The organism is Arthrobacter sp. HMSC08H08 (genome assembly GCF_001807575.1).
Lineage (GTDB): Bacteria > Actinomycetota > Actinomycetes > Actinomycetales > Micrococcaceae > Pseudoglutamicibacter > Pseudoglutamicibacter albus.
In genome coordinates this window covers 45,528-67,999 of sequence record NZ_KV789409.1, presented here as the reverse complement: position 1 = coordinate 67,999, position 22,472 = coordinate 45,528, and the positions used below count along the sequence as shown (strand labels likewise).

General features: G+C 58.3%; 20 protein-coding genes. 17 read left to right on the top strand and 3 right to left on the bottom strand.

From position 1 onward, the window contains the following. Window positions 1–30: 30 nt before the first annotated feature. Together lepA and hemW are read left to right on the top strand one after the other, a co-directional pair. Window positions 31–1,881, top strand: coding sequence for a translation elongation factor 4 (lepA, locus tag HMPREF3175_RS09135; RefSeq protein ID WP_070492169.1), 1,851 nt, complete (start codon window positions 31–33; stop codon window positions 1,879–1,881). Beyond that, a complete protein-coding gene (hemW, locus tag HMPREF3175_RS09130; protein ID WP_070492166.1) occupies window positions 1,881–3,134 on the top strand; it encodes a radical SAM family heme chaperone HemW in 1,254 nt (417 codons plus the stop codon). Before lepA ends, hemW begins: the two co-directional genes overlap by 1 nt. A gap of 9 nt (window positions 3,135–3,143) precedes the next feature. Here hemW and HMPREF3175_RS09125 read toward each other — a convergent pair whose 3' ends face one another. Next, the gene (locus HMPREF3175_RS09125; RefSeq protein ID WP_035755211.1) at window positions 3,144–3,545 is read right to left on the bottom strand and encodes a DUF4870 domain-containing protein; all 402 of its coding nucleotides are present in this window, start codon (window positions 3,543–3,545) and stop codon (window positions 3,144–3,146) included. A gap of 187 nt (window positions 3,546–3,732) precedes the next feature. Further along, window positions 3,733–4,584, bottom strand: a complete 852-nt coding sequence (locus HMPREF3175_RS09120; protein WP_070492164.1) for a DUF3097 family protein — start codon at window positions 4,582–4,584, stop codon at window positions 3,733–3,735. A gap of 331 nt (window positions 4,585–4,915) precedes the next feature. Here HMPREF3175_RS09120 and hrcA point away from each other — a divergent pair, with 331 nt between their 5' ends. The 11 genes from hrcA to HMPREF3175_RS09065 all read left to right on the top strand — a co-directional run bounded on the left by hrcA (window position 4,916) and on the right by HMPREF3175_RS09065 (window position 16,995). Beyond that, a complete protein-coding gene (gene hrcA / locus HMPREF3175_RS09115; protein WP_070492308.1) occupies window positions 4,916–5,962 on the top strand; it encodes a heat-inducible transcriptional repressor HrcA in 1,047 nt (348 codons plus the stop codon). Window positions 5,963–6,052: 90 nt separating this feature from the next. Continuing rightward, window positions 6,053–7,171, top strand: coding sequence for a molecular chaperone DnaJ (gene dnaJ, locus HMPREF3175_RS09110; RefSeq protein WP_070492161.1), 1,119 nt, complete (start codon window positions 6,053–6,055; stop codon window positions 7,169–7,171). A 3-nt stretch (window positions 7,172–7,174) separates the two neighbouring features. Then, complete coding sequence (locus HMPREF3175_RS09105; RefSeq protein ID WP_141742522.1) at window positions 7,175–7,972, top strand: 16S rRNA (uracil(1498)-N(3))-methyltransferase; 798 nt, start codon at window positions 7,175–7,177, stop codon at window positions 7,970–7,972. Window positions 7,973–8,082: 110 nt separating this feature from the next. After that, complete coding sequence (locus HMPREF3175_RS09100) at window positions 8,083–9,231, top strand: PhoH family protein (RefSeq protein ID WP_070492155.1); 1,149 nt, start codon at window positions 8,083–8,085, stop codon at window positions 9,229–9,231. Next, the gene (ybeY, locus tag HMPREF3175_RS09095; RefSeq protein ID WP_035755217.1) at window positions 9,228–9,704 is read left to right on the top strand and encodes an rRNA maturation RNase YbeY; all 477 of its coding nucleotides are present in this window, start codon (window positions 9,228–9,230) and stop codon (window positions 9,702–9,704) included. The genes HMPREF3175_RS09100 and ybeY overlap by 4 nt, the downstream gene beginning before the upstream one ends. Before the next feature lie 3 nt (window positions 9,705–9,707). Continuing rightward, window positions 9,708–11,186 (top strand): hemolysin family protein, encoded by a 1,479-nt coding sequence (locus HMPREF3175_RS09090; RefSeq protein WP_070492152.1) that lies wholly within the window; start codon window positions 9,708–9,710, stop codon window positions 11,184–11,186. Further along, window positions 11,186–12,115 (top strand): GTPase Era, encoded by a 930-nt coding sequence (gene era, locus HMPREF3175_RS09085; RefSeq protein ID WP_070492147.1) that lies wholly within the window; start codon window positions 11,186–11,188, stop codon window positions 12,113–12,115. The genes HMPREF3175_RS09090 and era overlap by 1 nt, the downstream gene beginning before the upstream one ends. A 262-nt stretch (window positions 12,116–12,377) precedes the next feature. Further along, a complete protein-coding gene (gene leuA / locus HMPREF3175_RS09080; protein ID WP_035755220.1) occupies window positions 12,378–14,138 on the top strand; it encodes a 2-isopropylmalate synthase in 1,761 nt (586 codons plus the stop codon). Between the two features lie 105 nt (window positions 14,139–14,243). After that, on the top strand, window positions 14,244–15,008 hold the full coding sequence (gene recO, locus HMPREF3175_RS09075; protein WP_070492144.1) for a DNA repair protein RecO: 765 nt from the start codon (window positions 14,244–14,246) through the stop codon (window positions 15,006–15,008). A gap of 20 nt (window positions 15,009–15,028) precedes the next feature. Beyond that, the gene (locus HMPREF3175_RS09070) at window positions 15,029–15,862 is read left to right on the top strand and encodes an isoprenyl transferase (RefSeq protein WP_070492143.1); all 834 of its coding nucleotides are present in this window, start codon (window positions 15,029–15,031) and stop codon (window positions 15,860–15,862) included. Window positions 15,863–15,921: 59 nt separating this feature from the next. Next, window positions 15,922–16,995 carry a quinone-dependent dihydroorotate dehydrogenase gene (locus tag HMPREF3175_RS09065; protein WP_070492141.1) on the top strand — a complete coding sequence of 358 codons (1,074 nt, stop codon included), beginning with the start codon at window positions 15,922–15,924 and terminating at the stop codon, window positions 16,993–16,995. Between the two features lie 117 nt (window positions 16,996–17,112). On the opposite strand, the gene HMPREF3175_RS09060 is transcribed toward HMPREF3175_RS09065, so the two are convergent. Next, window positions 17,113–17,724: a DUF3043 domain-containing protein gene (locus tag HMPREF3175_RS09060; protein ID WP_035755227.1), complete on the bottom strand. Its 612-nt coding sequence runs from the start codon at window positions 17,722–17,724 to the stop codon at window positions 17,113–17,115. 83 nt (window positions 17,725–17,807) lie between these two features. Between HMPREF3175_RS09060 and HMPREF3175_RS09055 the strand changes: the two genes are divergently transcribed. The 4 genes from HMPREF3175_RS09055 to ctaD all read left to right on the top strand — a co-directional run bounded on the left by HMPREF3175_RS09055 (window position 17,808) and on the right by ctaD (window position 22,469). Continuing rightward, window positions 17,808–19,223 carry a dipeptidase gene (locus tag HMPREF3175_RS09055; RefSeq protein ID WP_070492138.1) on the top strand — a complete coding sequence of 472 codons (1,416 nt, stop codon included), beginning with the start codon at window positions 17,808–17,810 and terminating at the stop codon, window positions 19,221–19,223. A 123-nt stretch (window positions 19,224–19,346) separates the two neighbouring features. Beyond that, window positions 19,347–19,697 carry an iron-sulfur cluster insertion protein ErpA gene (gene erpA, locus HMPREF3175_RS09050; RefSeq protein WP_035755232.1) on the top strand — a complete coding sequence of 117 codons (351 nt, stop codon included), beginning with the start codon at window positions 19,347–19,349 and terminating at the stop codon, window positions 19,695–19,697. A 144-nt stretch (window positions 19,698–19,841) separates the two neighbouring features. Beyond that, the gene (gene coxB / locus HMPREF3175_RS09045) at window positions 19,842–20,741 is read left to right on the top strand and encodes an aa3-type cytochrome oxidase subunit II (protein ID WP_070492135.1); all 900 of its coding nucleotides are present in this window, start codon (window positions 19,842–19,844) and stop codon (window positions 20,739–20,741) included. Between the two features lie 6 nt (window positions 20,742–20,747). Further along, window positions 20,748–22,469 carry an aa3-type cytochrome oxidase subunit I gene (gene ctaD, locus HMPREF3175_RS09040; protein WP_035755233.1) on the top strand — a complete coding sequence of 574 codons (1,722 nt, stop codon included), beginning with the start codon at window positions 20,748–20,750 and terminating at the stop codon, window positions 22,467–22,469. Window positions 22,470–22,472: the final 3 nt, after the last annotated feature.

The window sequence follows — 22,472 nt, the reverse complement described above, 5'->3', positions numbered from 1 at the left end:
AGTTTCGCAGTGTGAAGTGAGGCCCTCTCCGTGTCCCCTCAGGCCGTTACGCCGCAGGTCCCTTCGAAGACTCCTATGGAGGTCATTCGGAATTTTTGCATCATCGCCCATATCGACCACGGTAAGTCGACGCTGGCTGACCGTATGTTGCAGGCGACTGGTGTTGTTGAACCTCGCGAAATGCGCGCCCAGTACCTGGACAACATGGATATTGAGCGTGAGCGCGGCATCACCATCAAGTCGCAGGCAGTGCGTATGCCGTGGGAACTGGATGGTAAGACATTCGCTCTGAACATGATCGACACGCCGGGTCACGTGGACTTCACGTATGAGGTTTCGCGTTCATTGGCGGCGTGCGAGGGCGCCATTCTTTTGGTTGATGCTGCCCAAGGCATCGAGGCGCAGACGCTAGCGAACCTGTATCTGGCGATGGAGCATGAGCTCACGATCATCCCGGTTCTGAACAAGATCGACCTTCCGAATGCCCAACCTGATTTCTTTGCTGTAGAGCTTGCGAACCTGATCGGTTGTGAACCGGATGATGTCTTGCGGGTTTCGGGTAAAACCGGTGAGGGTGTCGAGGCATTGTTGGAGAAGATCGTCCGCGATGTTCCGGCTCCTGAAGGCACGCTTGACGCGCCGGCCCGCGCCATGATTTTTGACTCTGTGTATGACGTCTACCGTGGTGTGGTCACCTACGTCCGTGTTGTCGATGGCCGGCTCAAGCCGCGCGAGAAGGTCAAGATGATGTCTTCTGGCGTGAGCTATGAGCTGTTGGAGATCGGTGTTTCTTCGCCAGGCCCTATTCCGACTGATGGCCTGGCAGCTGGTGAGGTGGGCTACCTCATCACGGGTGTTAAGGATGTCCGCCAGTCGAAGGTTGGTGACACGGTCACGAACTTCGCGAACCCCGCATCCGAGCATTTGGCGGGCTATGACGAGCCTCAGCCGATGGTTTTCTCAGGATTGTTCCCGATCGATGGCTCGGATTTCCCGGTGTTGCGTGATGCGTTGGATAAGTTGCGTCTCAACGACGCCGCGCTCGTGTACGAACCGGAGACCTCCGCTGCGTTGGGCTTCGGTTTCCGCGTTGGTTTCCTCGGCCTGTTGCACCTTGAGATCATTCGCGAGCGACTTGAACGCGAGTTCAACCTTGACCTCATTTCCACAGCCCCCAACGTTGAGTACGACGTCGTGACTGAGGATGGCTCGCATGTTCACGTGACAAACCCGTCTGAGTTCCCGGATGGGAAGCTGAAATCGATCACCGAGCCGATGGTTTCAGCGACCGTGATTACCCCGGCTGAGTTCATCGGCGCGGTCATGGAGCTGTGTCAGAGCCGCCGCGGCAACATGATGGGCATGGACTATTTGTCCGAGGAACGCGTGGAGATGCGTTACCGCTTGCCGCTGGCTGAGATCGTGTTCGATTTCTTCGACCACCTCAAGTCCCGCACCCGCGGTTATGCGTCACTGAACTGGCAGGCTGATGGCGCGCAGGAAGCGGATCTGGTAAAGGTCGATATCCTGTTGCAGGGTGAGCGTGTGGACGCTTTCTCCGCGATCACCCACAAGGACAACGCGTACTCGTATGGCGTGATGATGACTTCTCGTTTGCGTGAGTTGATTCCTCGTCAGCAGTTCGAGGTACCGATCCAGGCAGCGATCGGTTCCCGCATTATTGCGCGTGAGAATATTCGCGCTATCCGTAAGGACGTTCTTGCCAAGTGTTACGGCGGTGACATTAGCCGTAAGCGCAAGCTGCTTGAGAAGCAGAAGGAAGGTAAGAAGCGCATGAAGATGGTGGGGCGCGTTGAGGTCCCGCAAGAGGCCTTCATTGCCGCGTTGTCCTCGGACGATAACGGGGGCAAGAAGAAGTAATGGCGCAGCTGCCGGAGGGGGATCCCGCCCCAGCCGATGGAGCTCTCACGCGCGAGTCGGTCGCGGATGCGCATGAGCGTTCTTTGAGCCTCTACGTCCATATCCCGTTTTGCGCGGTCCGTTGCGGCTACTGCGATTTCAATACCTATACGGCTACTGAGTTAGGTCATGGCGCAAGCCAAGACACGTACGCGCTCGCTGCGGCGCGTGAGGTGGATTTTTCTGCCGAGGTTTTACGTCGCGCTGGTGCTGTGCCTCGCGAGCTGTCAACGGTCTTTTTCGGCGGCGGCACTCCGACCTTGTTGCCAGCAGGGGACCTGGTCATGATCCTTGAGCGTGCGCGTTCACTGTATGGTGTCGCACCCGATGCGGAGGTCACCACGGAGGCGAACCCGGACTCGGTCACGCCTGAATCGCTCGCTGAACTGAGGGCCGGTGGTTTTACCCGGGTTTCGTTCGGGATGCAGTCGGCGGTGCCGCACGTTCTGTCTACCCTGGATCGAACTCACAGCCCGGAGCGTGTACCGCAGGCGGTGCAGTGGGCGCGCGATGCTGGCTTGGATGTATCTGTTGACTTGATCTATGGGACGCCGGGGGAGTCCATCGCTGATTGGCAGGCTTCCATGGATGCGGCTTTAGCGTTGGAGCCGGATCATGTTTCGGCGTATTCGCTCATTGTTGAGCCTGGCACCAAGCTGGCTGCACAGATGCGCCGTGGCGAGGTCCCGATGGTCGATGAGGACGATCACGCCGAGAAGTATGAGCTGGCTGATGCGGTACTCGCCGATGCTGGTTTCAGTTGGTATGAAGTCTCCAACTGGGCGCGCTCTGAGCAACATCAGGCTCGCCATAACGTTGCGTATTGGCGTAATCAGGATTGGTGGGGGATTGGGCCGGGCGCACATTCGCACATCGGGGGTATCCGTTGGTGGAATGTGAAGCATCCTTCGGCGTATCAGCAACGCATCGACGCGGGCGTCTCGCCGGCGTTGGCGCGGGAAGTTCCTTCGGCTGATGCTCGCCATCTTGAGAACATTATGCTCTCGATTCGCTTGGCCAGCGGGCTTCCTGTTTCGATGCTTTCGCTCAGTGAGCGCGGGCGCCTACCCGGGTTCGTGGCGCGCGGCTTAGGTCACATCGTTGATGGTGCTGGCAACGAAAAGCCCACACCCGAAGATGGTGATCGGTTTATCTTGACGTTGAAAGGGCGTTTGCTCGCTGACGGTCTAGTGCTCGAACTGATCGAGAATTAGCGGCGAGAATTAGAACAAGCGCATATTGAAGCGGTACAGGTAAGGGCGGCCTTTGTTGACTTCGATGCCGGCGACGATTCCGGAGAACGTCATATACAGCCACACCACAACAAGTGCTACGGAGAAGATCGAACCGATACCTGGAATGAATATCGCCAGTAGCATCAGGACGAACATCAAGGCTGTGAGCGGGAGCGTGAAGTTCACGGCTTCACGTGATTCTTGGGCGGTGAACGGCCCGCGATCCTTGAACAGGTAGTGGATTATCATCGCGGGAATGAACCCAGCGATCGCCCCGAAATGTGAGACTGTGGCCCAGCGCCTGTCCTCGCTCGGGGCAAGGGGCAGCGAGTCAGTCGACGTCTCTTTATCCCGAGGCTGCTGAGGGCGCCCAGGTGTCGGGTTCGTCACGCTTTGTTCCTCTCTAGAAAACAGTTGTCGACTATATTACTCATCAGCTACTACAGCCTCATCAGACTGTAGTAGTACATGGGCTACTACTTCTGGACAACACTCAGCTGTGTCGCTTTTCACGTTCGCTGACTGTGAAGTTGTCTGTCCTCAGTTCTTCTTGAACAGTCCTATCAGCCGGAACCTCTTAGTCCTCAACTGAGACGAAGTCGATCATGTGTTCAACTTTGCCCAGCAGCTCAGGCCGCAGGTCAGCGTAGCTGGAGACGGATTCGAGGATGCGGGAGAAACCTGCCCCCACGTCGGCATCAGTTTCAGCAGGCCACCCTAGATGCCGCAGCATTCCGCGTTTCCAGTCTTGGCCGCGGGGGATCTGCGGCCACGTTCTGAGCCCCACTTTCTCAGGTTTGACTGCTTCCCACACGTCCACGAATGGATGCCCGACGATCAGGACGTGTTCGCGGGCTCCCGGAACACGCATCGCTTCGGCGGCGATACGGGTTTCTTTTGAGCCTTCGACGAGGTGGTCCAGTAGTATCGCGAGTCTGCGCTGCTGTGTGGGGGCGAACTCTTCGACGAGGCTTGCGAGGTCATCGGCGCCGTGCATCGGTTCCACGACGATGCCTTCGACACGCAGATCGTGGCCCCACACTTTTTCAATGAGTGCGGCATCGTGGATGCCTTCGACCCAGATACGTGCCGCGCGGGCTGTCTTGGCCCGGGCACCTTCGACATACACCGAGCCAGATGCCGAGATTTTCGTGACCGGTTCAGTTTCCGCTATCGAGGCAGGCTCGACGATTTCGACGGGTTCACCGTCGATCCAGAACCCGAAACCGGCAGGGAACGAACGGCGAGCCCCACGCCCGTCTTCCAACTCGAGGACCCGGACGCCACCGGAGCGTTCGGTCCGGATCACCTCGCCAACGAAACCGCTTTGAACGTCTTCGAGCACGAGCCCTACTTGGGCTGCGACCTTGCGCGGTGCTTTGCGGGCAGGGTGAGAGATCGAGCCGGGGCCCCATTGGCTCCAATCCATAGCTGGGCTCCTTTAGGTACATTCCGAGGTGGGCGGCTCTGCCGGTTCTAGTCTTTTACAGCCTACGATGCCCTAGCGCGTCCGCAGGGGACCTTTGCCTGCACGGTGCGGCGGGGTGGCGATGCGGCGGGGTGGCAACCCGATCCGGTAGGGCCCACAGCGGGACGGCAACCGATATAATTGGCACTCAGGCTATTAGAGTGCCAGAGTGGAACGTGAAGGGGTTTCCTGAAGAGTTGTAAGGTTCCTGAGGCTCTGGCAGGTAGTTGGCACGTAGTTTCCGGATGAGGCAGGAGGAGTTCAGGTGGTCCGCCCAGACAGCGATAAGCCGGTGAGCCGTGCAACCGCGCGCCGCGTGCATGTGCTGCGCGCAGTGGTTGACGATTACGTGAACTCACGCGAACCGGTCGGTTCTGCCGCACTCGTTGAACGGCATAACCTTGGAGTCTCGGCAGCCACGATTCGTAACGACATGGCGGTCTTGGAGGAGCAGGGACTCATCGAAGCACCCCATACCTCGGCCGGCCGTATCCCGACTGAGCAGGGCTACCGCTATTTCGTTGACCGTATCGAGGACATCAAGCCGCTTTCGGCGGCCGAACGTCGCGCGATCCACCAGCTACTTGAAGGCGCGGAGGAACTCGACGACGTTCTTGCGCGCACGGCACGCGCGCTGTCCGCATTGACCCAGCAAGTTGCGGTCATCCAGATCCCGAAGGTTTCTAACACGCGGATCCGGCACGTTGAGATCCTCACGATGGGGCCAGGCCAGGTTCTGGTCGTTGTGATCGCTAGCAACGGCGATGTGACCCAACGCATGGTGCCAGCACCGCACGAGGTCTCTGATGTGGACGTCGCTTTAGTGCGCGATCAGATTGCCGAGCACATCGTCGGGAAACCATTACACGCTGTAACCGGCGTGTTGACTTCGGTGTCTTCACCGCCACCTGGTGACCCAACTGGGTTCAACCTGCCGCGGCAGCTTCTGGACTTCGCCCACACCGTGGCCCGAGCGATCGCGTCCGCGTTGACAGCGCACCAGGTCGATAGGGTAGTGCTTTCCGGCACGGCGAATCTTGCCCGTTCACAACAGGACTTCCGTAAAGATCTGACAGGTTTATTGGAAACCCTTGAAGAGCAAGTTGTCTTGTTGCGTCTGCTTTCAGAGATGGAAGCCGACGACGACCAGGTTGTGGTCCGCATCGGAAGCGAGAACACCCACGCGGAACTCACGGACACCTCAGTTGTGGCCAGCAGTTATGGAACTAACGGTTCTGCGATGCTCGGGGTACTCGGCCCTACCCGGATGGACTATTCAGGTTCGATGGGCGCAGTACGAGCGATCGCGCGTTACCTCAGCCGCATCCTGTCCAGCTAGAGGCACAAAGATCCATATACGACTCATTCAGCTATCCCACTCAATCGACTAGACAACTAGACCAGCCAAGGAAAGCGACTTATTTACGTCATGGCTAACCACTACGAAACCCTGGGGGTATCCCAGGACGCTTCGGAAGAGGAAATCAAGCGCGCCTACCGCAAGCTTGCCCGTCAGCTCCACCCTGACTTGAACCCGGGTGAGGACACGCACGAGAAGTTCAAAGCGGTCACTCACGCTTATGAGGTGCTCTCTGATCCTGATAAGCGCCGCAATTACGATCGCACAGGCGATGAGAACGGCGCATCCGGTGGTTTCGGTGGCGGCGGATTCGGTGGCTTCGGGGATATTTTCGATGCGTTCTTCGGAGGCGGCGGTGGGGGTGGCCGCCCTCAACCAAAGTCACGGACTCAGCCGGGCCGTGACGGTCTAGTGCGGGTTCCGATCGATCTTGTCGATGCGGTTCAAGGTAAAGAGGTGACCATCACGGTTTCCACGGCTGTGGTGTGTTCGTTGTGCCACGGCTCCTGCACCGAAGGCAACACCGAGCCAGTCACGTGTGAAACATGCCACGGCTCCGGGCATATTCAGCGTCCGGTCCGCTCGATGCTCGGAGACGTCATGACTCTCTCCGAGTGCCCGGCATGTTCTGGTTTCGGTAGCCGTCTGGTCAAGCCGTGCCCCGAATGCAACGGTGAAGGTCGCGTTCGTGAGAAGACCGAGAAGACGATTAAGATCCCTGCGGGTGTCGACTCGGGTACGCGGATTCAGCTGCAAGGCGAGGGCGAAGCTGGTCCGGGTGGAGGCCCGAACGGTGACCTATACCTTGAAATCAGCGTCCGTAACCACGCGACCTTCGAACGCGTCGGCAACGACCTTCACGCGGTCTTGTCGGTCCCGATGACTCAGGCAGCACTTGGCACCGAGGTCACGCTGGAGACGTTCGATGGTGACCAAGAACTCGATATTCAACCTGGGACTCAGTCGGGCGAGACATTGACCTTGACTGGCTTAGGTGTGCCGTCTTTGCGTGGCGGGCGCCGCGGGGATCTGCGAGTCACCGTCAACGTTGAGACCCCTAAGAATCTTGATGAGCAGCAGCGTGAACTTCTCGAACAACTTGCCCAAGCCCGAGACGAGCAGTTCACACGCGGCAAGCTCGCCCAGCGTGGTTTCATGAGTCGTCTACGCGAGAAGTTCCGGGGTTGACCGGTGTCGCTGAAGTCGTTTATGGATCCCGCATCCACGCACTGGCAGCCAGGCGGTACGTATCAGCTGTGCGCCTCTGAGGCTCACCACGTGCGTGTCATGCGGTTTGAGCCGGGGGAGTCCATCCAGGTTGTGGATGGTTGCGGCCGGGCGGCGATCGTGACGCTGACCCGCGTGGATCCTGCAGGCGCGAGCGTTCTTGTCGACGAGGTCCACCAGGCGGCACCCGAGGTGAGGGTTGGCCTGATTCAGGCGCTATCGAAAAACGATCGTGACTTACAGGCCGTTGAAACCTGTGTCGAAATTGGTGCGGCGTCCTTCATCCCCTGGCAGGCGGACCGCTCGATTGTCCGTTGGCGTGGGGAGCGTGCTCAGAAGGCCCACCAGAAGTGGGTCGATACGGCAGTGCGTGCCACTAAGCAGTCACGCCGAGCTGATCAGCCAGCAGTGGGTCCGGTGGTCACCAGTAAACAGCTCGTCGACGCGGTTGCTCAGGCCAGCGAGCGCGGCGTCCTCGTTGCCGTGTGTCACGAGGAGGCCCCACAGCATCTTGTCGACGTTCTGGCCACCAGGGCCAGCAGTCTTCCTCATCAACCTTCAACATCCACTCCGCCACCGGAATGGGATGTGGATGTGATGCTCGCGGTGGGTCCTGAAGGCGGAATCTCTCCAGCGGAAGTCGAGGCGCTCACTCATGCCGGCGCGGTTTTGGTTTCATTGGGAAGTAATATTCTGCGTGCTTCCACAGCGGGCGCGGTGGGCGCGGTGCTGACCCGCCATATTCTTGGCGATAGGACCTAGGTGATGTGTTCCTAGAGAACGCAGGCAGCGCGTCTTAGACTGAAGATAGATCCCGGTTGACCGGAATTCTGCCGAACTTCATATCTACCGAAGCGAGGATGAGCACGCACGTGCCCTTCACAGCAAAGAACAGCTCAGCCAAACCCTCTCATCATGGTGTTGCTGGGGACCCTGGCATCGCACACGCCCGCATCGATTTCGAATCCGATCAGGCAATGGTCGCCAGTCTTGGCCCTGCCGATACGCTTTTACGGATTGTCAGCGGGGTGTGGCCAGAAGTCACGTTGGCTCCCCGCGGCGATTCACTCGAATTGAGTGGACCGCTCGCTGATGTTAAGGCTGTTCGGCGCGTCGTGGAGCAGGCTCGCGCCGCGGCAGCCGGTGGCAACGCCGTCACAGCCACATTGGTTGAGCGCTGGATCATGGCAGAACGTCAGCTCGCGGCAGCCAACCCCGACCCTGCGGTGACTGGCGAGATTCTGCGCCACCGAGGCAAGAGCATCCGACCTAAGACGAATAATCAGGCGGCCTACGTCGAGGCCATGGACGCCCACACGATTACGTTTGGTGTGGGGCCAGCCGGTACAGGTAAAACGTATTTGGCGATGGCGCGGGCGGTTGCTGCCTTGCAGTCGGGCGAGGTTGACCGCATTATTCTGACCCGCCCCGCAGTCGAAGCCGGCGAGAGCCTCGGCTTTCTGCCCGGCACGCTCTCTGACAAGATCGATCCGTACCTCAGGCCGCTCTATGACGCGTTGCATGACATGGTTGAGCACGAATCGATACCGAGGTTGATCGCTGCCGGAACCATCGAGGTCGCCCCGTTGGCTTATATGCGTGGGCGCACGTTGAACAACGCGTTCGTGATCCTCGATGAAGCGCAGAACACGACCGCTGAGCAAATGAAGATGTTTCTGACTCGGCTCGGTTTCCGTTCGCACATGGTCGTCACCGGCGACATCACACAGATCGACCTTCCGGGTGGCAAAACATCCGGGCTCGGGATTGTGTTGGACATCCTCGATGGGATCGATGACATCGCTATCTGTGAGCTTTCAGCCGAAGACGTTGTGCGCCACCGCCTCGTGGGCAAAATTGTGGATGCATATCAGCGTTGGGACGAAGACCACCAGCGCATCAGCACCGGCAAGCTCAAGCGTGCACGAGAGCCTCGAAGCAGTGGTGCCGAGCGCCGTAAAGCACCAGCAGCACAGTCCGCATCCGCATCTGCATCCGCAGGAGACTCTGAGTCAGCATGAGCGTCGAGATCCACAACGAGACCGAACACGAGTGCGATCTCGAACAGCTCGGAACCCTGGCCACTTTCCTCATGGATGAGCTCTATATCCACCCGGATGCCGAGCTGGGCGTGACCCTCATCGATGACGAAGCGATGGAACAGCTGCACATCGATTGGCTGGATCTGGCCGATACAACCGATGTTATGAGCTTTCCCATGGACGAGTTGCGGCCAGGTACCGTTCAGCATCCGAGCCCACCGGGTGTCATGGGCGATATCGTAATCAGCCCGACCGTAGCAGCTAAACAAGCGGAAGCCCAAGGGCACTCGACCCAAGATGAGATCTGTCTGTTGCTGACCCACGGATTCCTGCATCTGCTCGGTTTCGATCACGATGAGCCTGAGGCTAAAGCTGAAATGTTCGGTCTGCAGCGGGAATTGCTTGCGAAGTTTTTGAACCGCGAAGCACCTCAAGAAACTGAAACTAACTAACTCATGACTACCGTTGTCTTATTTCTCGCGGCCGGTGTTTTCTTCGCTCTGGCGTGGCTCTTGAGCACCGCGGAGGCCGCTTTCCTTGCGTTGTCCCGCCAAGCAGCTGAAGAGCTCACGGAACATCCACGCCGCAAACTTCTACCCAAGATCCTCGCGAAACCGACCCAACACACGTATGCGATCCGGTTCTGGAGAGTCTGGACCGAATCTTTGGCCGGCATCGCGTTGGCATGCGCGTTCTTCTTCGTGTTCGCACACCCGCTGGTGGCTGCTGGGCTTGCTGCATTAGTGACTGCGGTTCTGTCCATTCTTGTGGTTGGTTTCGCATCGCGTCAGTATGGGCAGCGCCATGCCGCAAAGACAGTGCTTTATACGGCGTGGATCGTTCGGTTCTTGACCTGGCTGCTTGGCCCGGCTTCTTCGTGGCTGGTTGCGATGGCTACCCCTAAGGGTGCCCGCCCTGGCGCGACTTTCCTCACGGAGGAACATTTCCGTGACATGCTGGAGCGCGCATCGGAAACCCAACAGATCGATGATGCAGAAGCCGAACTGATTCACTCTGTTTTTGAACTCGATGACACGCTAGTCCGTAGCCTCATGGTTCCGCGCACAGACATGGTCACGATTTCGGCTGATTCCTCGGCAGAAGACGCGATCAGGCTGTTCATGCGTTCCGGTTGCTCCCGTGTTCCGGTGATCGGTGAAGACAGCGACGATGTTCGCGGCGTCGTTCACCTCAAAGACGTGATCGGGAACCTCTATTCGGATGAGCTGAATGCAACCAACGTGCTCGAGGTCGCTCGGCGTGCCCGTTTTGTACCTGATTCCAAGCACGTCAATGAGCTGTTGCAAGAGTTCCAGCGCGAATCCACGCACTTCGCGATTGTTGTGGATGAATACGGTGGCACCGCGGGGCTGATCACGCTTGAGGATCTTCTTGAAGAGCTCGTGGGCGAGATCGATGACGAATACGATTCGGATACACCTGACTACACGCAGCGCGAAGACGGAAGCTATGAGGTCGATGCCGGCTTCCAGATCGAACACCTAGGCGAACTTTTCGACCGCGAACTTCGCGATGAAGACGTCGATACGGTTGCCGGGTTGATGGGTAAGCTCATCGGCAAGGTCCCGATCGTCGGTTCCGTCGCTGAGATCGATGGGCTACGCATGGAGGTCAGAACCCTCGAGGGTCGCCGCAACCGTCCGGGCAAGATTATCGTCACGGAACTTGATCCACCTGTTGACAATGAAGCAGAAGATGATGGCGAAAGTGAATCTAATGCTGGCGCCACGACCATGCAACGCTATGAGCGGTTGCGAGGCGATCAATCGGGCGAGGACGGCACTCGCGCGGATGGCGCGGACGCTGGCTCAACAGATAGGCGCGTATCGGACCGTGACACACTAAGTGAAGAAGATGGGTCCGCTGGTAATGCTCAGCGGGCTTCGATGAGACGTGAAAGTGAGCAGGACTAATGCCTCCAGCACATGATTTCCGAGCTGGTTTCATTTCCCTTGTCGGGCGCCCTAACGCAGGGAAGTCCACTCTGACGAACGCTCTGGTGGGCCAAAAGATCGCGATCACCTCGAATAAGCCGCAAACAACCCGGCACACGATCCGTGGGGTTGTTCACCGCGAGAACTATCAGCTCATCTTGGTCGATACCCCTGGTATTCACCGCCCACGGACTTTGCTGGGGCATCGGCTCAATGACTTGGTTGAGAACACGTTGCGGGAAGTCGATGTCATAGGTTTCTGCACACCCGCAAATCAGGCGGTAGGGCCGGGGGACCGTTTCATCGTTGAACAGCTCGCCAAAGTTAAACGCACACCGGTGATCGCGATCGTCACCAAGACTGACACAGTGGATAAAGCCCGCATGGCTAACCACCTTCTAGAAGTCCAGGCGATGGGGGATGAACTCTTGCCTGGCGGGTTTAGAGCGATCGTTCCGGTTTCTGCACTCAAGGGTGAACAACTGGCAACCCTCGAAGACGTTATGGCTGAACACATGCCTGTCTCGCCGCCGCTGTATCCCGATGGGGACGTGACTGATCAGCCTGAACTCAAACTCGTCTCCGAGTTCATCCGCGAAGCCGCACTCGAGGGTGTCCGGGAAGAGCTTCCGCATTCGCTCACGGTCACCATCGAAGAGATGGCGCCGCGTGAGGACCGCCTGGAAGACAATCCACTCACCGATATCTACGCAACCTTATATGTTGAGCGTGATTCGCAGAAGGCGATCGTGATCGGTAAGCGCGGTTCGCGGCTACGGGATGTTGGGCAGCGTGCCCGACGATCCATCGAGGCGATGCTCGGAACTAAGGTCTACCTCGATATCCGCGTCAAGGTCGCTAAAGATTGGCAGCGCAATGCCCGCCACCTCGACCGTTTCGGTTTCTAACGCTCGGCTGAGGCGTAAGTCCACAGTTGCGTCATGAATGCACAAGCACCCCGGCCCGGGTGTTAGCTTTTAACCATGATCACGGTGCGCATGCTTCTTCTTGCTTGCCGCGACGAGATGCCACAGTTCTAAAGCCTTACTTACCCCCGCGCCAACGGCAGGTTGAAGGTAAACGTTTCGGCCGAGTCTCGTCGCGGAGTCTTTTGTTGCGGAGTTTTTCGCGCTCGGCCGTCGCACATTCGTCGTCTACAGGAGCTAAACCGTGAAGAATTTCCAGCAGCCATCTGGCATGCCAGTACACAAGTACGTCCCTTTTCATGAACAGATCACCGTTGATCTGCCTGACCGTACGTGGCCGGATCAGAAGATCACGAAGGCGCCGCGCTGGTGCGCGGTTGATCTGCGTGACGGTAACCAAGCACTCGTTGACCCGATGGACACCGACCGCAAGCTGAAACTGTTTCAGCTGTTGGTTGAGATGGGTTTCAAGGAGATCGAGGTGGGGTTCCCGGCCGCGTCCCAAACCGATTTCGACTTCGTACGCCACCTCATCGATAACGATCTGATCCCCGAAGACGTCACGATCCAGGTTCTGACCCAGTCGCGTGAGCACCTCATCGAGCGCACGTTCGAAGCCCTCGACGGCGTACACCGTGCGATCGTGCACCTATATAACTCGACATCGATCTTGCAGCGCCGCGTGGTGTTCCGTCAAGACGAGGACGGCATCGTCGATATCGCGTTGACCGGTGCCCGTCTGTGCAAGAAATACGAAGAGCAGATGTCCGGTGACACGGAGATCGTCTACGAGTACTCGCCGGAGTCCTACACGGGCACCGAGCTGGAGTTCGCTCGCCGGATCGTCGATGAGGTCGTCGAGGAGTTCGGTGCAACCCCGCAGAATCCGATCATCGTCAATCTGCCTGCAACGGTAGAGATGGCGACTCCGAACGTGTATGCCGATTCGATCGAGTGGATGCACCGCAACCTCAAGAACCGTGAGTCCATCATCCTCTCGCTGCACCCGCACAATGACCGCGGAACCGGTGTTGCTGCCGCGGAGCTTGGCTACATGGCTGGTGCCGACCGCATCGAAGGTTGCTTGTTCGGCAACGGTGAGCGCACCGGTAACGTGGACCTGGTTGCGCTGGGTATGAACATGTTCAGCCAGGGTGTGGACCCTGAGATCGATTTCTCTGACATGGATAAGATCCGCCGCACCGTCGAATACGCTAACCAGATGCCGATCCCTGAGCGTGTCCCGTGGGGTGGCGATTTGGTCTTCACCGCGTTCTCTGGATCGCACCAGGACGCGATCAAGAAGGGCTTCGAGGCGATGGAGGCCGACGCCGCGGCAGCTGGCAAGACCGTGGACGATATGGTGTGGGCTGTCCCTTACCTGCCGATCGATCCACGCGATGTTGGCCGAACCTACGAGGCTGTGATCCGTGTGAATTCGCAGTCCGGCAAGGGCGGGGTCGCCTACCTGTTGAAGGCGGATTACGGTTTGAATCTGCCGCGCCGTCACCAGGTTGAGTTCTCCCAGGTGGTGCAGAAGCACACCGAAACCTCCGGCACCGAAGTCACCTCGGAGCAGTTGTGGCAGGTCTTCAACGACGAGTATCTGCCCGCCAAGCAGGACGATTCGCAGTGGGGTTATTTCCGTCTGCTCAATGTTGAGAGCACCCACGAACCAAACGATTCAGTCAAGCTCACCGCGACCATGAAGATCGACGGTGTCGAGCGTGTACGCAGCGCTTCCGGTAACGGTCCGATCGACGCGCTCGTGAACCTGTTGAACTCCGAGGGTGTTGACGTGCGAGTCTTGGATTACACCGAGCACGCCCTCGAGGCCGGCGGTGCGGCGCGAGCTGCCGCCTACATCGAGGCAGCAGTCGATGACCGCGTCTTGTGGGGCGTTGGCATCCACACCAACACGACGCTTGCTGGCTTGAACGCTGTGATCTCGGCAGTCAACCGTGCGATCCGTGACCGTCAAGCGGCAGGCACCGCTGCTTCCTAAACCCTCGCACCGATTCCGGTAGCAGGCATTGTTGTGGGTGGGCCGAGCGCATCAACGCACGCCCCACCCACGTCTGTCTACGGCATAGGTCTATAGGCTGTAAGCATGGCCCGTGGTTCAACTTTCTCTGCGCGTTCTTATAAGGACCGCGCTATCGTGTTGCGCCACTATAAGCTCGCTGAAGCGGACCGGATCGTGGTGTTGCTGACGCAATCGCACGGGCAGGTGCGGGCGGTCGCGAAGGGTGTACGCCGGACCGCGTCCCGGTTCGGTGCGGTTTTGGAGCCGGGCATGGTGATCGATGTGCAGCTCGCTCAAGGCAGGAACCTGGATACCGTAACCCAGGCGCAGATCGTGGAGCCGTATGGCGCTACGTTGAGTGCGGACTATGTCCTCTATAGTTGCGCCGCGGTCATGGTTGAAGTTGCTGAGAAGCTCACTCGTGATGACGCCGATTCCACGCATGTCCAGTTCACGTTGCTCTACGGGGCCTTGAATGCTTTAGCCACGCGGCAGCAGCATCCTTTCGCTGTGCTTGATTCGTACGTTTTACGTTCTCTTGCGGTTGCCGGCTGGGCGGCCTCGTTCGCTGAATGTGTCCGATGCGGCGCGCCAGGTCCGCATCGTAGCCTCAACGTCCCGCTGGGTGGCGCTGTATGCCCCGACTGTCGGCCTGCGGGTTCCCGTAGCCCAACGCCGGAAGTTATGGATCTGTTGGATGCTTTGAACACGGGGGAGTGGGCACGGGTTCAGCGCGCTGATCACGTGACGATGCGGCAGGCCGGTGAGATCGTGACACAATATGTGCAGTGGCACCTCGAACGCTCAGTTAGGTCGTTGAGTGTGCTTGATCGCGCGCAGGATGTTTGAATCGGAGGTTTGCGCTCATAGTGGCTGATGTTTCCGCTTCAGTTCCAGCACCAGGCCAAGGGGCTGTCCGCTTCACGCCGGACTATAAGAGGTCTTTGTTGCCTCACCATGTTGGCATCGTGATGGATGGCAATGGGCGATGGGCGAATCAGCGGGGCCTTCCCCGTACCGAAGGGCACCGGGCGGGGGAGCAGGCGCTACTCGATGTTGTCGCAGGAGCCATCGAGGCTGGCATTAAGCATGTTTCGGTGTATGCGTTCTCCACGGAGAACTGGAAGCGTAGCCCGGACGAGGTCCGCTTCTTGATGGGTTTCTCACGCGATGTTTTGCGGCGCCAGCGTGACACGTTGAACGAGTGGGGTGTGCGTGTTCGTTGGTCTGGTGAGCGTGGTCGGTTGTGGAAGTCAGTCATCTCTGAGTTGGAGACTGCCGAACAGATGACGCGGAATAACACCGTCATGGACCTGGTGATGTGCGTCAATTACGGCGGCCGTTCGGAGATCATGCGTGCCGTGCGCGAGATCGCCTCCGATGTTGCCTCCGGTGCGCTGTCTGAGCGGGGTGTCACTGAGAAAGCGTTGAACGCACGGATGTATCAGCCGGATCTTCCTGATGTGGATCTGTTTTTGCGCACCTCGGGCGAGCACCGGATTTCGAATTTTCTTCTATGGCAGTCGGCGTATGCGGAACTGGTTTTCTTGGATACGTTGTGGCCGGATATGAGCCGTGAAGTGTTCTGGGACGCGTTGGGCCAGTATGTTTCGCGCGATCGCCGTTTCGGTGGCGCGGTGAATAAGCCGGCGTCGTTAGGTTCCCAGCCTGGTTCGTCCCCTGCTATAAACGGCGAGGTTTAGCCCATGCACCATGGGCACTGTATTGGTCTGGAACGTTGTACTGATCAGGAAGTTGCTTGATGCGTTTTTACCCTACGTTTTTTAAGCTTGCGTTTTCTCGCATGGATGCGGAGAAAGCTCACCACCTCGGTTTTTCGATGATCCGCTTGGTCGAAAAATGCGGCCTTGGCGCGGTTTTGCGTCGCTTGACGCGCCCGTCGACTCCCGTGCGGGCAATGGGCTTGACCTTCCCTTCAGCTTTCGGGCTGGCGGCCGGTTTCGATAAGCACGGCGAGGGAACCACTGCGCTGACTAACCTGGGTTTCGGCCACATCGAGGTGGGTACGGTCACAGGGCAGGCTCAGGATGGAAACCCTCAGCCTCGCTTGTTCCGTCTGGTTGAGGACAAGGCGATTATCAACCGGATGGGTTTCAATAACGAGGGTGCTGCAGCGATCGCTCCACGTTTGGCCCACACACGCGAGGTTTTGAGCCGCCGCGCCGGTATCCGCCCGATCATCGGCGTGAACATCGGTAAAACCAAAGTGGTTGAGCTTGAGAACGCTGTTGATGATTACCGGCTTTCGGCCCGCACTCTGGCGCCGTACGCGGATTACATGGTCGTGAACGTTTCTTCGCCGAACACACCGGGCTTGCGGATGCTGCAGGATATTGAGGCGTTACGTCCGCTGCTAGCGGCCGTTCGCGAGGAAGCCGATGCGGCGGTTACCGACCGCCGTGTTCCGTTGGCGGTGAAGATCGCCCCGGATCTTGCTGATGAGGATGTCCGCGACGTTGCCCGTTTGGCTCAAGATGTGGGGCTCGATGCGGTGATTGCTACCAACACCACGATCAAGCGGGAGCCACTTTCAACACCAACGAATGAGGTCGCTGCCCTGGGTGCTGGCGGTTTGTCGGGCCAGCCTCTGCGAGAACGCTCGATCGAGGTGCTAGAGATACTGCGTGAGGCACTCCCAGAAGAGATCGCGATCATCTCCGTTGGCGGTGTCACTACCGGCGAGGACGTGATTGAACGCATCGAAGCAGGCGCTGATCTAGTCCAGGGCTATACCGCTTTCTTGTATGAAGGTCCGTTCTGGGTCCACCGCATCAACCGTGCACTCAAGAAAGCCTATAAACGCAAGGCTGCTTAGCTGCCAACGCCACACTTACTGCACGGTAGCTTCCCTTAAACACGGTTCGGGACCCTGTCAGGGTCCCGAACCGTTGTGTATTGAGCATTAGACCGCGGTGCTAGCACCGGCGGATTATCACTCAGGGTATTCGCCGCGCTTATTCTGTGGTTTTGGTTGGCGCATCGGGCGGAACTGCAGCGCACGCATGAATGCGTACCACATCGTTCCCTTCTCGACCTCACCGAATTTCAACAACAAACGCTTCTTGAGCTGGCGGCTTGCCCAGATGCCATCCACAATCACGATGAACAGGTAGATCCACATGATGAAGACCATGTTCGCCTGCGCCTCGGGAGGCAGGATCGAGGACATTAGAAGCGAAGTGACCAGGAAGAGCACCACAACGATGAGCAGGGTCTCACCGATGGATGTTCGGGCGTCGATGAATTCACGGGCGTAGCGGCGCTGTGGCCCCTTGTCGCGGGCGAGCAGGTAGCGTTCATCCCCGGTACGCATCCCTTCACGGATACGCGCGGCCTCAGCGGCGCGGCGCTCACGCTGACGCTGCTTCGCAACAGCAGGGGAGCCACCTACCAAAGGGCGGCGGTTCTTTGCTTCCTGTTCACGGCGTGAAGGGGTGGGGCCCTTCTTAGCGCTAGGGGAGCGGCCCTTGTCTTCTTCCACTACAGGCTCGGGGGCATTCGTTTGAGCTTTGCCCGCCCGTTCATTCTTTTTACGACCAAACACGGCCCCAATCCTATCGGCCTTTGGCTCAATTACCGAACACGCGACGTGTTATTGGCCTTGGTGACCGTATTAGTGTTGGGTCTATGACTGAAACAAACGAACCCCTTTCCGTTGTCTCACCTGATGTGGTCGATCAGCTGCGTTCAGCAGTTGATGGCCAACGTGAACAGCTCATCAAAGAGCTGAGCGCACTCGTTGAGATCCCTTCGGTCGCGTGGGATGATCTTGACCCGCAGCCGGTGATCGATTCCGCGGAAGCGGTGGCTGAGCTGTTCCGCTCAGCTGGTCTCGAAGACGTCCGTGTTCTCTCCGCTGCTCGCCCTGATGGGGCGCAGGGCCGCCCGGCTATCATCGCGCGTCGCGAAGCAGCAGACGGTATGCCTACCGTGCTCATGTATGCCCACCACGACGTGCAGCCCACCGGGGACGTGGAGCTATGGAACACGGACCCGTGGAAAGCCACTGAGGTCAATGGGCGCCTGTATGGCCGCGGCACGGCCGACGATAAAGCAGGCATCATGGTCCACGTTGGAGCGCTACGCGCTATCGACCAGGTAGCTGCCGCGACCGGGCTTGGCTTGACGTATTTCATCGAAGGTGAAGAGGAAGTCGGTTCGCCATCGTTCGCTAACTTCCTGCAAGAGAATCGCGATGCGCTGGCAGCTGAGGTCATCATCGTTGCTGATTCGAGCAACTGGAAGGTCGGCCAGCCTGCCTTGACCACGTCGCTACGTGGCCTCACGGCAGGAGAGTTCGAGGTTCGGGTACTTGAGCACGCTGTTCACTCAGGTGTCTTTGGGGGCCCCGTTCTGGACGCCCCGACGATCGCGGCACGCTTGGTCGCAACCCTCCACGACGAGAACGGTGACGTGGCAGTTGAGGGGCTGGCCGTCGCCTCGACTGCCGAGATCGACTATGACGAGGCTGATTTCCGAGCCGATGCCAACGTAGTTGGGGGCTTACGTTTGGCAGGCACCGGTTCGATCGCGGATCGTTTGTGGCGCAAGCCAGCCATTTCGCTCATCGGTATGGACATCACCAACGTGTCGCTGTCTTCCAACACGATCATCCCGATGGTGCGGGGCAAAGTTTCAGTGCGTCTAGCACCGGGCCAGGACCCGGCGTTGGCGGCGAAAGCTATGGAAGAGCACTTTGCGAATCAAGACATCTTCGGTGCCGAGATTAGCTATAAGACCACGGAGGTTGGCCCGTCCTTCGCGACCGATACCTCCTCGCCGGCTGCTCAGGCGAAGATGTGGGCCCTTAAGCAAGCATGGAACGTCAAGCCAGTGGAAATGGGGCTTGGAGGCTCGATCCCATTCATCGGCGACCTCCAGGCGGTCTTCCCAGACGCCGAGATTCTCGTCACCGGTATTGAAGACCCGGATACCCGAGCACATTCGGCCAACGAATCGCTACATATTGAAGACTTCTTCAAGGCAACACTTTCGGAAGCTCTATTGCTTACGCATCTGGCCACTGAAGCGGACAACAGCTAAGGGCCTCGGACTACACTAGAGACAAAACAAGGTTTTCGATGGCAATAGAAATATCGCCTTCGATGACCGCAACAAGGCACACAGCATGCTGGATATCCGGCGTGCTGGGTATGGAGGTTTCTCATGACAACAGCTGCAGAGACTGCAAGCCATGAAGTCACTTTGACTGATGGTGCTGCCACTAAGGTTCGTGAACTGCTTCAGCAGGAAGGCCGCGATGATCTTCGACTACGGGTCGCTGTACAACCCGGTGGTTGTTCGGGTCTGATCTACCAGCTGTACTTCGACGAGCGTGTCCTCGACGGCGACGCCATCCGTGATTTCGATGGTGTCGAGCTGATCGTGGATCAGATGTCGGCTCCGTATCTTGCGGGATCGACCGTAGATTTCGAGGATTCCATCGAGAAGGTCGGCTTCACGATTGATAACCCGAACGCTGCGGGTTCATGCGCCTGCGGCGACTCGTTCCACTGACCAACATTAAGTGCATTCGGCGCGCCAACTGTGCGTCAGAGCGCAAAGAACGGTACTCTCTAAGGAGAGTAGGTGTGCCAGTTTCTCCACCGGCCGCCGCTTACCATCACGTCATCCGCATACACTCAAGAGGAAGGGCCGTCTGTGAGTTCGCAAGTTCGGACCAGCGGTCGCGTCAAGACTAAGGTCTTCGGCGGGATCCTTGCCGTTGGGGCACTAGCCCTCGCGGGATGCACCCCCGTGTCCAAGAATGGCTTCCTGCCCCTGGAAGATCTGGACACGACCAACCACACTCGCTCACTCGCGGAGCTGTGGAATCACTCCTGGATCGCCTCGTTGGTAATCGGTTTGATTACCTGGGGCTTGGCTCTGTGGTGCATCGTTGCCTACCGCCGCCGCAAGGGCGATACCGGTTATCCAAAGCAGCTGAGCTACTCGCTGCCACTCGAGGTCTTCTACACGGCGGTCCCGATCGCCATTATCATGACCTTCTTTACTTTCACCCACCGCACGCAGCAGAAGGTTGACACCCCAGTTGACTCTCCGCTGACCGTTAACGTCTACGGCAAGCAGTGGGCTTGGGACTTCAACTACGACTACGAAGGCGATCAGCGCTACGAGGTTACGACCCAGGTGCACGAGCCGGGCAAGGTCGTTGACGAGTCCAAGCTCCCGACGCTCTACCTCCCAGTTAACGTTCCGGTTCACTTCAAGTTGAACTCGCGTGACGTGATCCACTCGTTCTGGATTCCTGCATTCCTTCAGAAGATGGACATGATCCCAGGTAAGCAGAACCACATGTGGCTCACCCCGCAGAAGGAAGGCACCTACGCAGGTAAGTGTGCTGAGCTTTGCGGTGAATACCACTCCGAGATGATCTTCCAGGTCAAGGTTGTCTCCGAGGAAGAATTCAAGAACCAGCTCGCGAAGATGGAGAAGGGTAGCTTGAAGGAGGAGTACAACCGTCTTGAGGTTACTCCGACTAACGATCCTTCCTACCATCGTCTGACTGGCGAAGAAGAGCCAAGCCGAGAAGGGAAGTGATGACTCGTGGCAACTTTTGAATACTCGTCCAACGAGTCTCGCACCGTAAGTCAGCCGGTGGTGCCTAAGTCCAAGGGCCGCATCATCGTCGACTGGATTACGACGACTGACCACAAGAAGATCGGTTACCTTTACCTGATCTCCGCGTTTATTTTCTTCTGCATCGCCGGTGTCATGGCGTTGCTGATCCGTGCAGAGCTCTTCGAGCCAGGTATGCAGATCCTGCACACCAAGGAGCAGTACAACCAGCTGTTCACGATGCACGGTACCTTGATGCTGCTGATGTTTGGTACGCCGCTGTTCGCTGGCTTCGCCAACGTCCTCATGCCAGTACAGATTGGTGCACCGGATGTGGCCTTCCCACGTCTGAACGCGCTGGCTTTCTGGTTCTTCCTGTTCGGCTCGCTCATCGCGATGTCTGGCTACATCACCCCTCAGGGTGCAGCATCCTTCGGTTGGTTCGGTTACGCCCCACTTGCTTCCTCGACCTTCAGCCCTGGTTTGGGCGCTGACCTCTGGGTCTTCGGTCTGGCACTTCAGGGTTTCGGTACCATCTTCGGTGCGGTGAACTTCATCACCACGATCATCACCTTGCGTGCACCGGGTATGACCATGTGGCGTATGTCCATCTTCTCCTGGAACACGCTGATTACCTCGATGCTGATCCTCATGGCGTTCCCACCGTTCGCAGCAGCACTGTTCGCCCTCGGCGCTGACCGCCGCTTGGGTGCCCAGATCTTCGATGCCTCCAATGGTGGCCCGGTTCTCTGGCAGCACCTGTTCTGGTTCTTCGGTCACCCAGAGGTCTACATTCTCGCGCTGCCGTTCTTCGGTGTTGTGTCTGAGATCTTCCCGGTCTTCTCCCGTAAGCCGATCTTCGGTTACAAGGGCCTCGTCTTTGCAACCATCGCGATTGCTGCCCTCTCGGTTGCGGTCTGGGCGCACCACATGTACGTGACTGGCTCCGTCATGCTTCCGTTCTTCGGTTTCATGACCATGCTGATCGCGGTACCAACCGGTGTGAAGTTCTTCAACTGGCTCGGCACTCTATGGCGAGGATCCATCACGTTTGAGACTCCAATGATCTGGAGCCTCGGCTTCCTCACGACCTTCCTCTTCGGTGGTCTGACCGGTATTACGTTGTCTTCGGCACCGCTGGACTTCCACGTTTCCGATACCTACTTCGTTGTGGCTCACTTCCACTACGTGATCTTCGGTACCGTCGTGTTCGCGATGTTCGCAGGCTTCTACTTCTGGTGGCCAAAGTGGACCGGCAAGATGCTCAACGAGCGCCTCGGCAAGATCCACTTCTGGCTCGTGTTCATCGGTTTCCACCTGACCTTCCTGGTTCAGCACTGGCTCGGCGTCATGGGTATGCCACGTCGCTACGCTGACTACCTGCATTCCGATGGCTTCACCGCCATGAACCAGGTATCCACGGTTGGTTCCATGATCCTCGCGATCTCGATGATTCCGTTCTTCTTGAACGTATTCATCACCCACCGCAACGGCCGCCGCGTACAGGTTGATGACCCGTGGGGCTTTGGCGCCTCGCTCGAGTGGGCAACGCCTTGCCCACTGCCACGTCACAACTTCTACTCGCTGCCACGTATCCGTTCCGAGCGTCCGGCACTGGACCTGCACCACCCAGAACTCGCTTCGGGTCGTGTAACGCCAACTGGCCCAGTGGCATCGGTCTTCGGTCCGGCTGACCAGGGAGATAAGTGATTA

Excerpts from the sequence above, each read along its gene's own strand:
- HMPREF3175_RS09055 (WP_070492138.1), top strand. The coding sequence starts at position 17,808 with ATGACTGAAACAAACGAACCCCTTTCCGTTGTCTCACCTGATGTGGTC.
- ybeY (WP_035755217.1), top strand. The coding sequence starts at position 9,228 with ATGAGCGTCGAGATCCACAACGAGACCGAACACGAGTGCGATCTCGAA.
- HMPREF3175_RS09065 (WP_070492141.1), top strand. The coding sequence starts at position 15,922 with ATGCGTTTTTACCCTACGTTTTTTAAGCTTGCGTTTTCTCGCATGGAT.
- erpA (WP_035755232.1), top strand. The coding sequence starts at position 19,347 with ATGACAACAGCTGCAGAGACTGCAAGCCATGAAGTCACTTTGACTGAT.
- HMPREF3175_RS09090 (WP_070492152.1), top strand. The coding sequence starts at position 9,708 with ATGACTACCGTTGTCTTATTTCTCGCGGCCGGTGTTTTCTTCGCTCTG.
- hemW (WP_070492166.1), top strand. The coding sequence starts at position 1,881 with ATGGCGCAGCTGCCGGAGGGGGATCCCGCCCCAGCCGATGGAGCTCTC.
- recO (WP_070492144.1), top strand. The coding sequence starts at position 14,244 with ATGGCCCGTGGTTCAACTTTCTCTGCGCGTTCTTATAAGGACCGCGCT.
- dnaJ (WP_070492161.1), top strand. The coding sequence starts at position 6,053 with ATGGCTAACCACTACGAAACCCTGGGGGTATCCCAGGACGCTTCGGAA.
- era (WP_070492147.1), top strand. The coding sequence starts at position 11,186 with ATGCCTCCAGCACATGATTTCCGAGCTGGTTTCATTTCCCTTGTCGGG.
- HMPREF3175_RS09120 (WP_070492164.1), bottom strand. The coding sequence starts at position 4,584 with ATGGATTGGAGCCAATGGGGCCCCGGCTCGATCTCTCACCCTGCCCGC.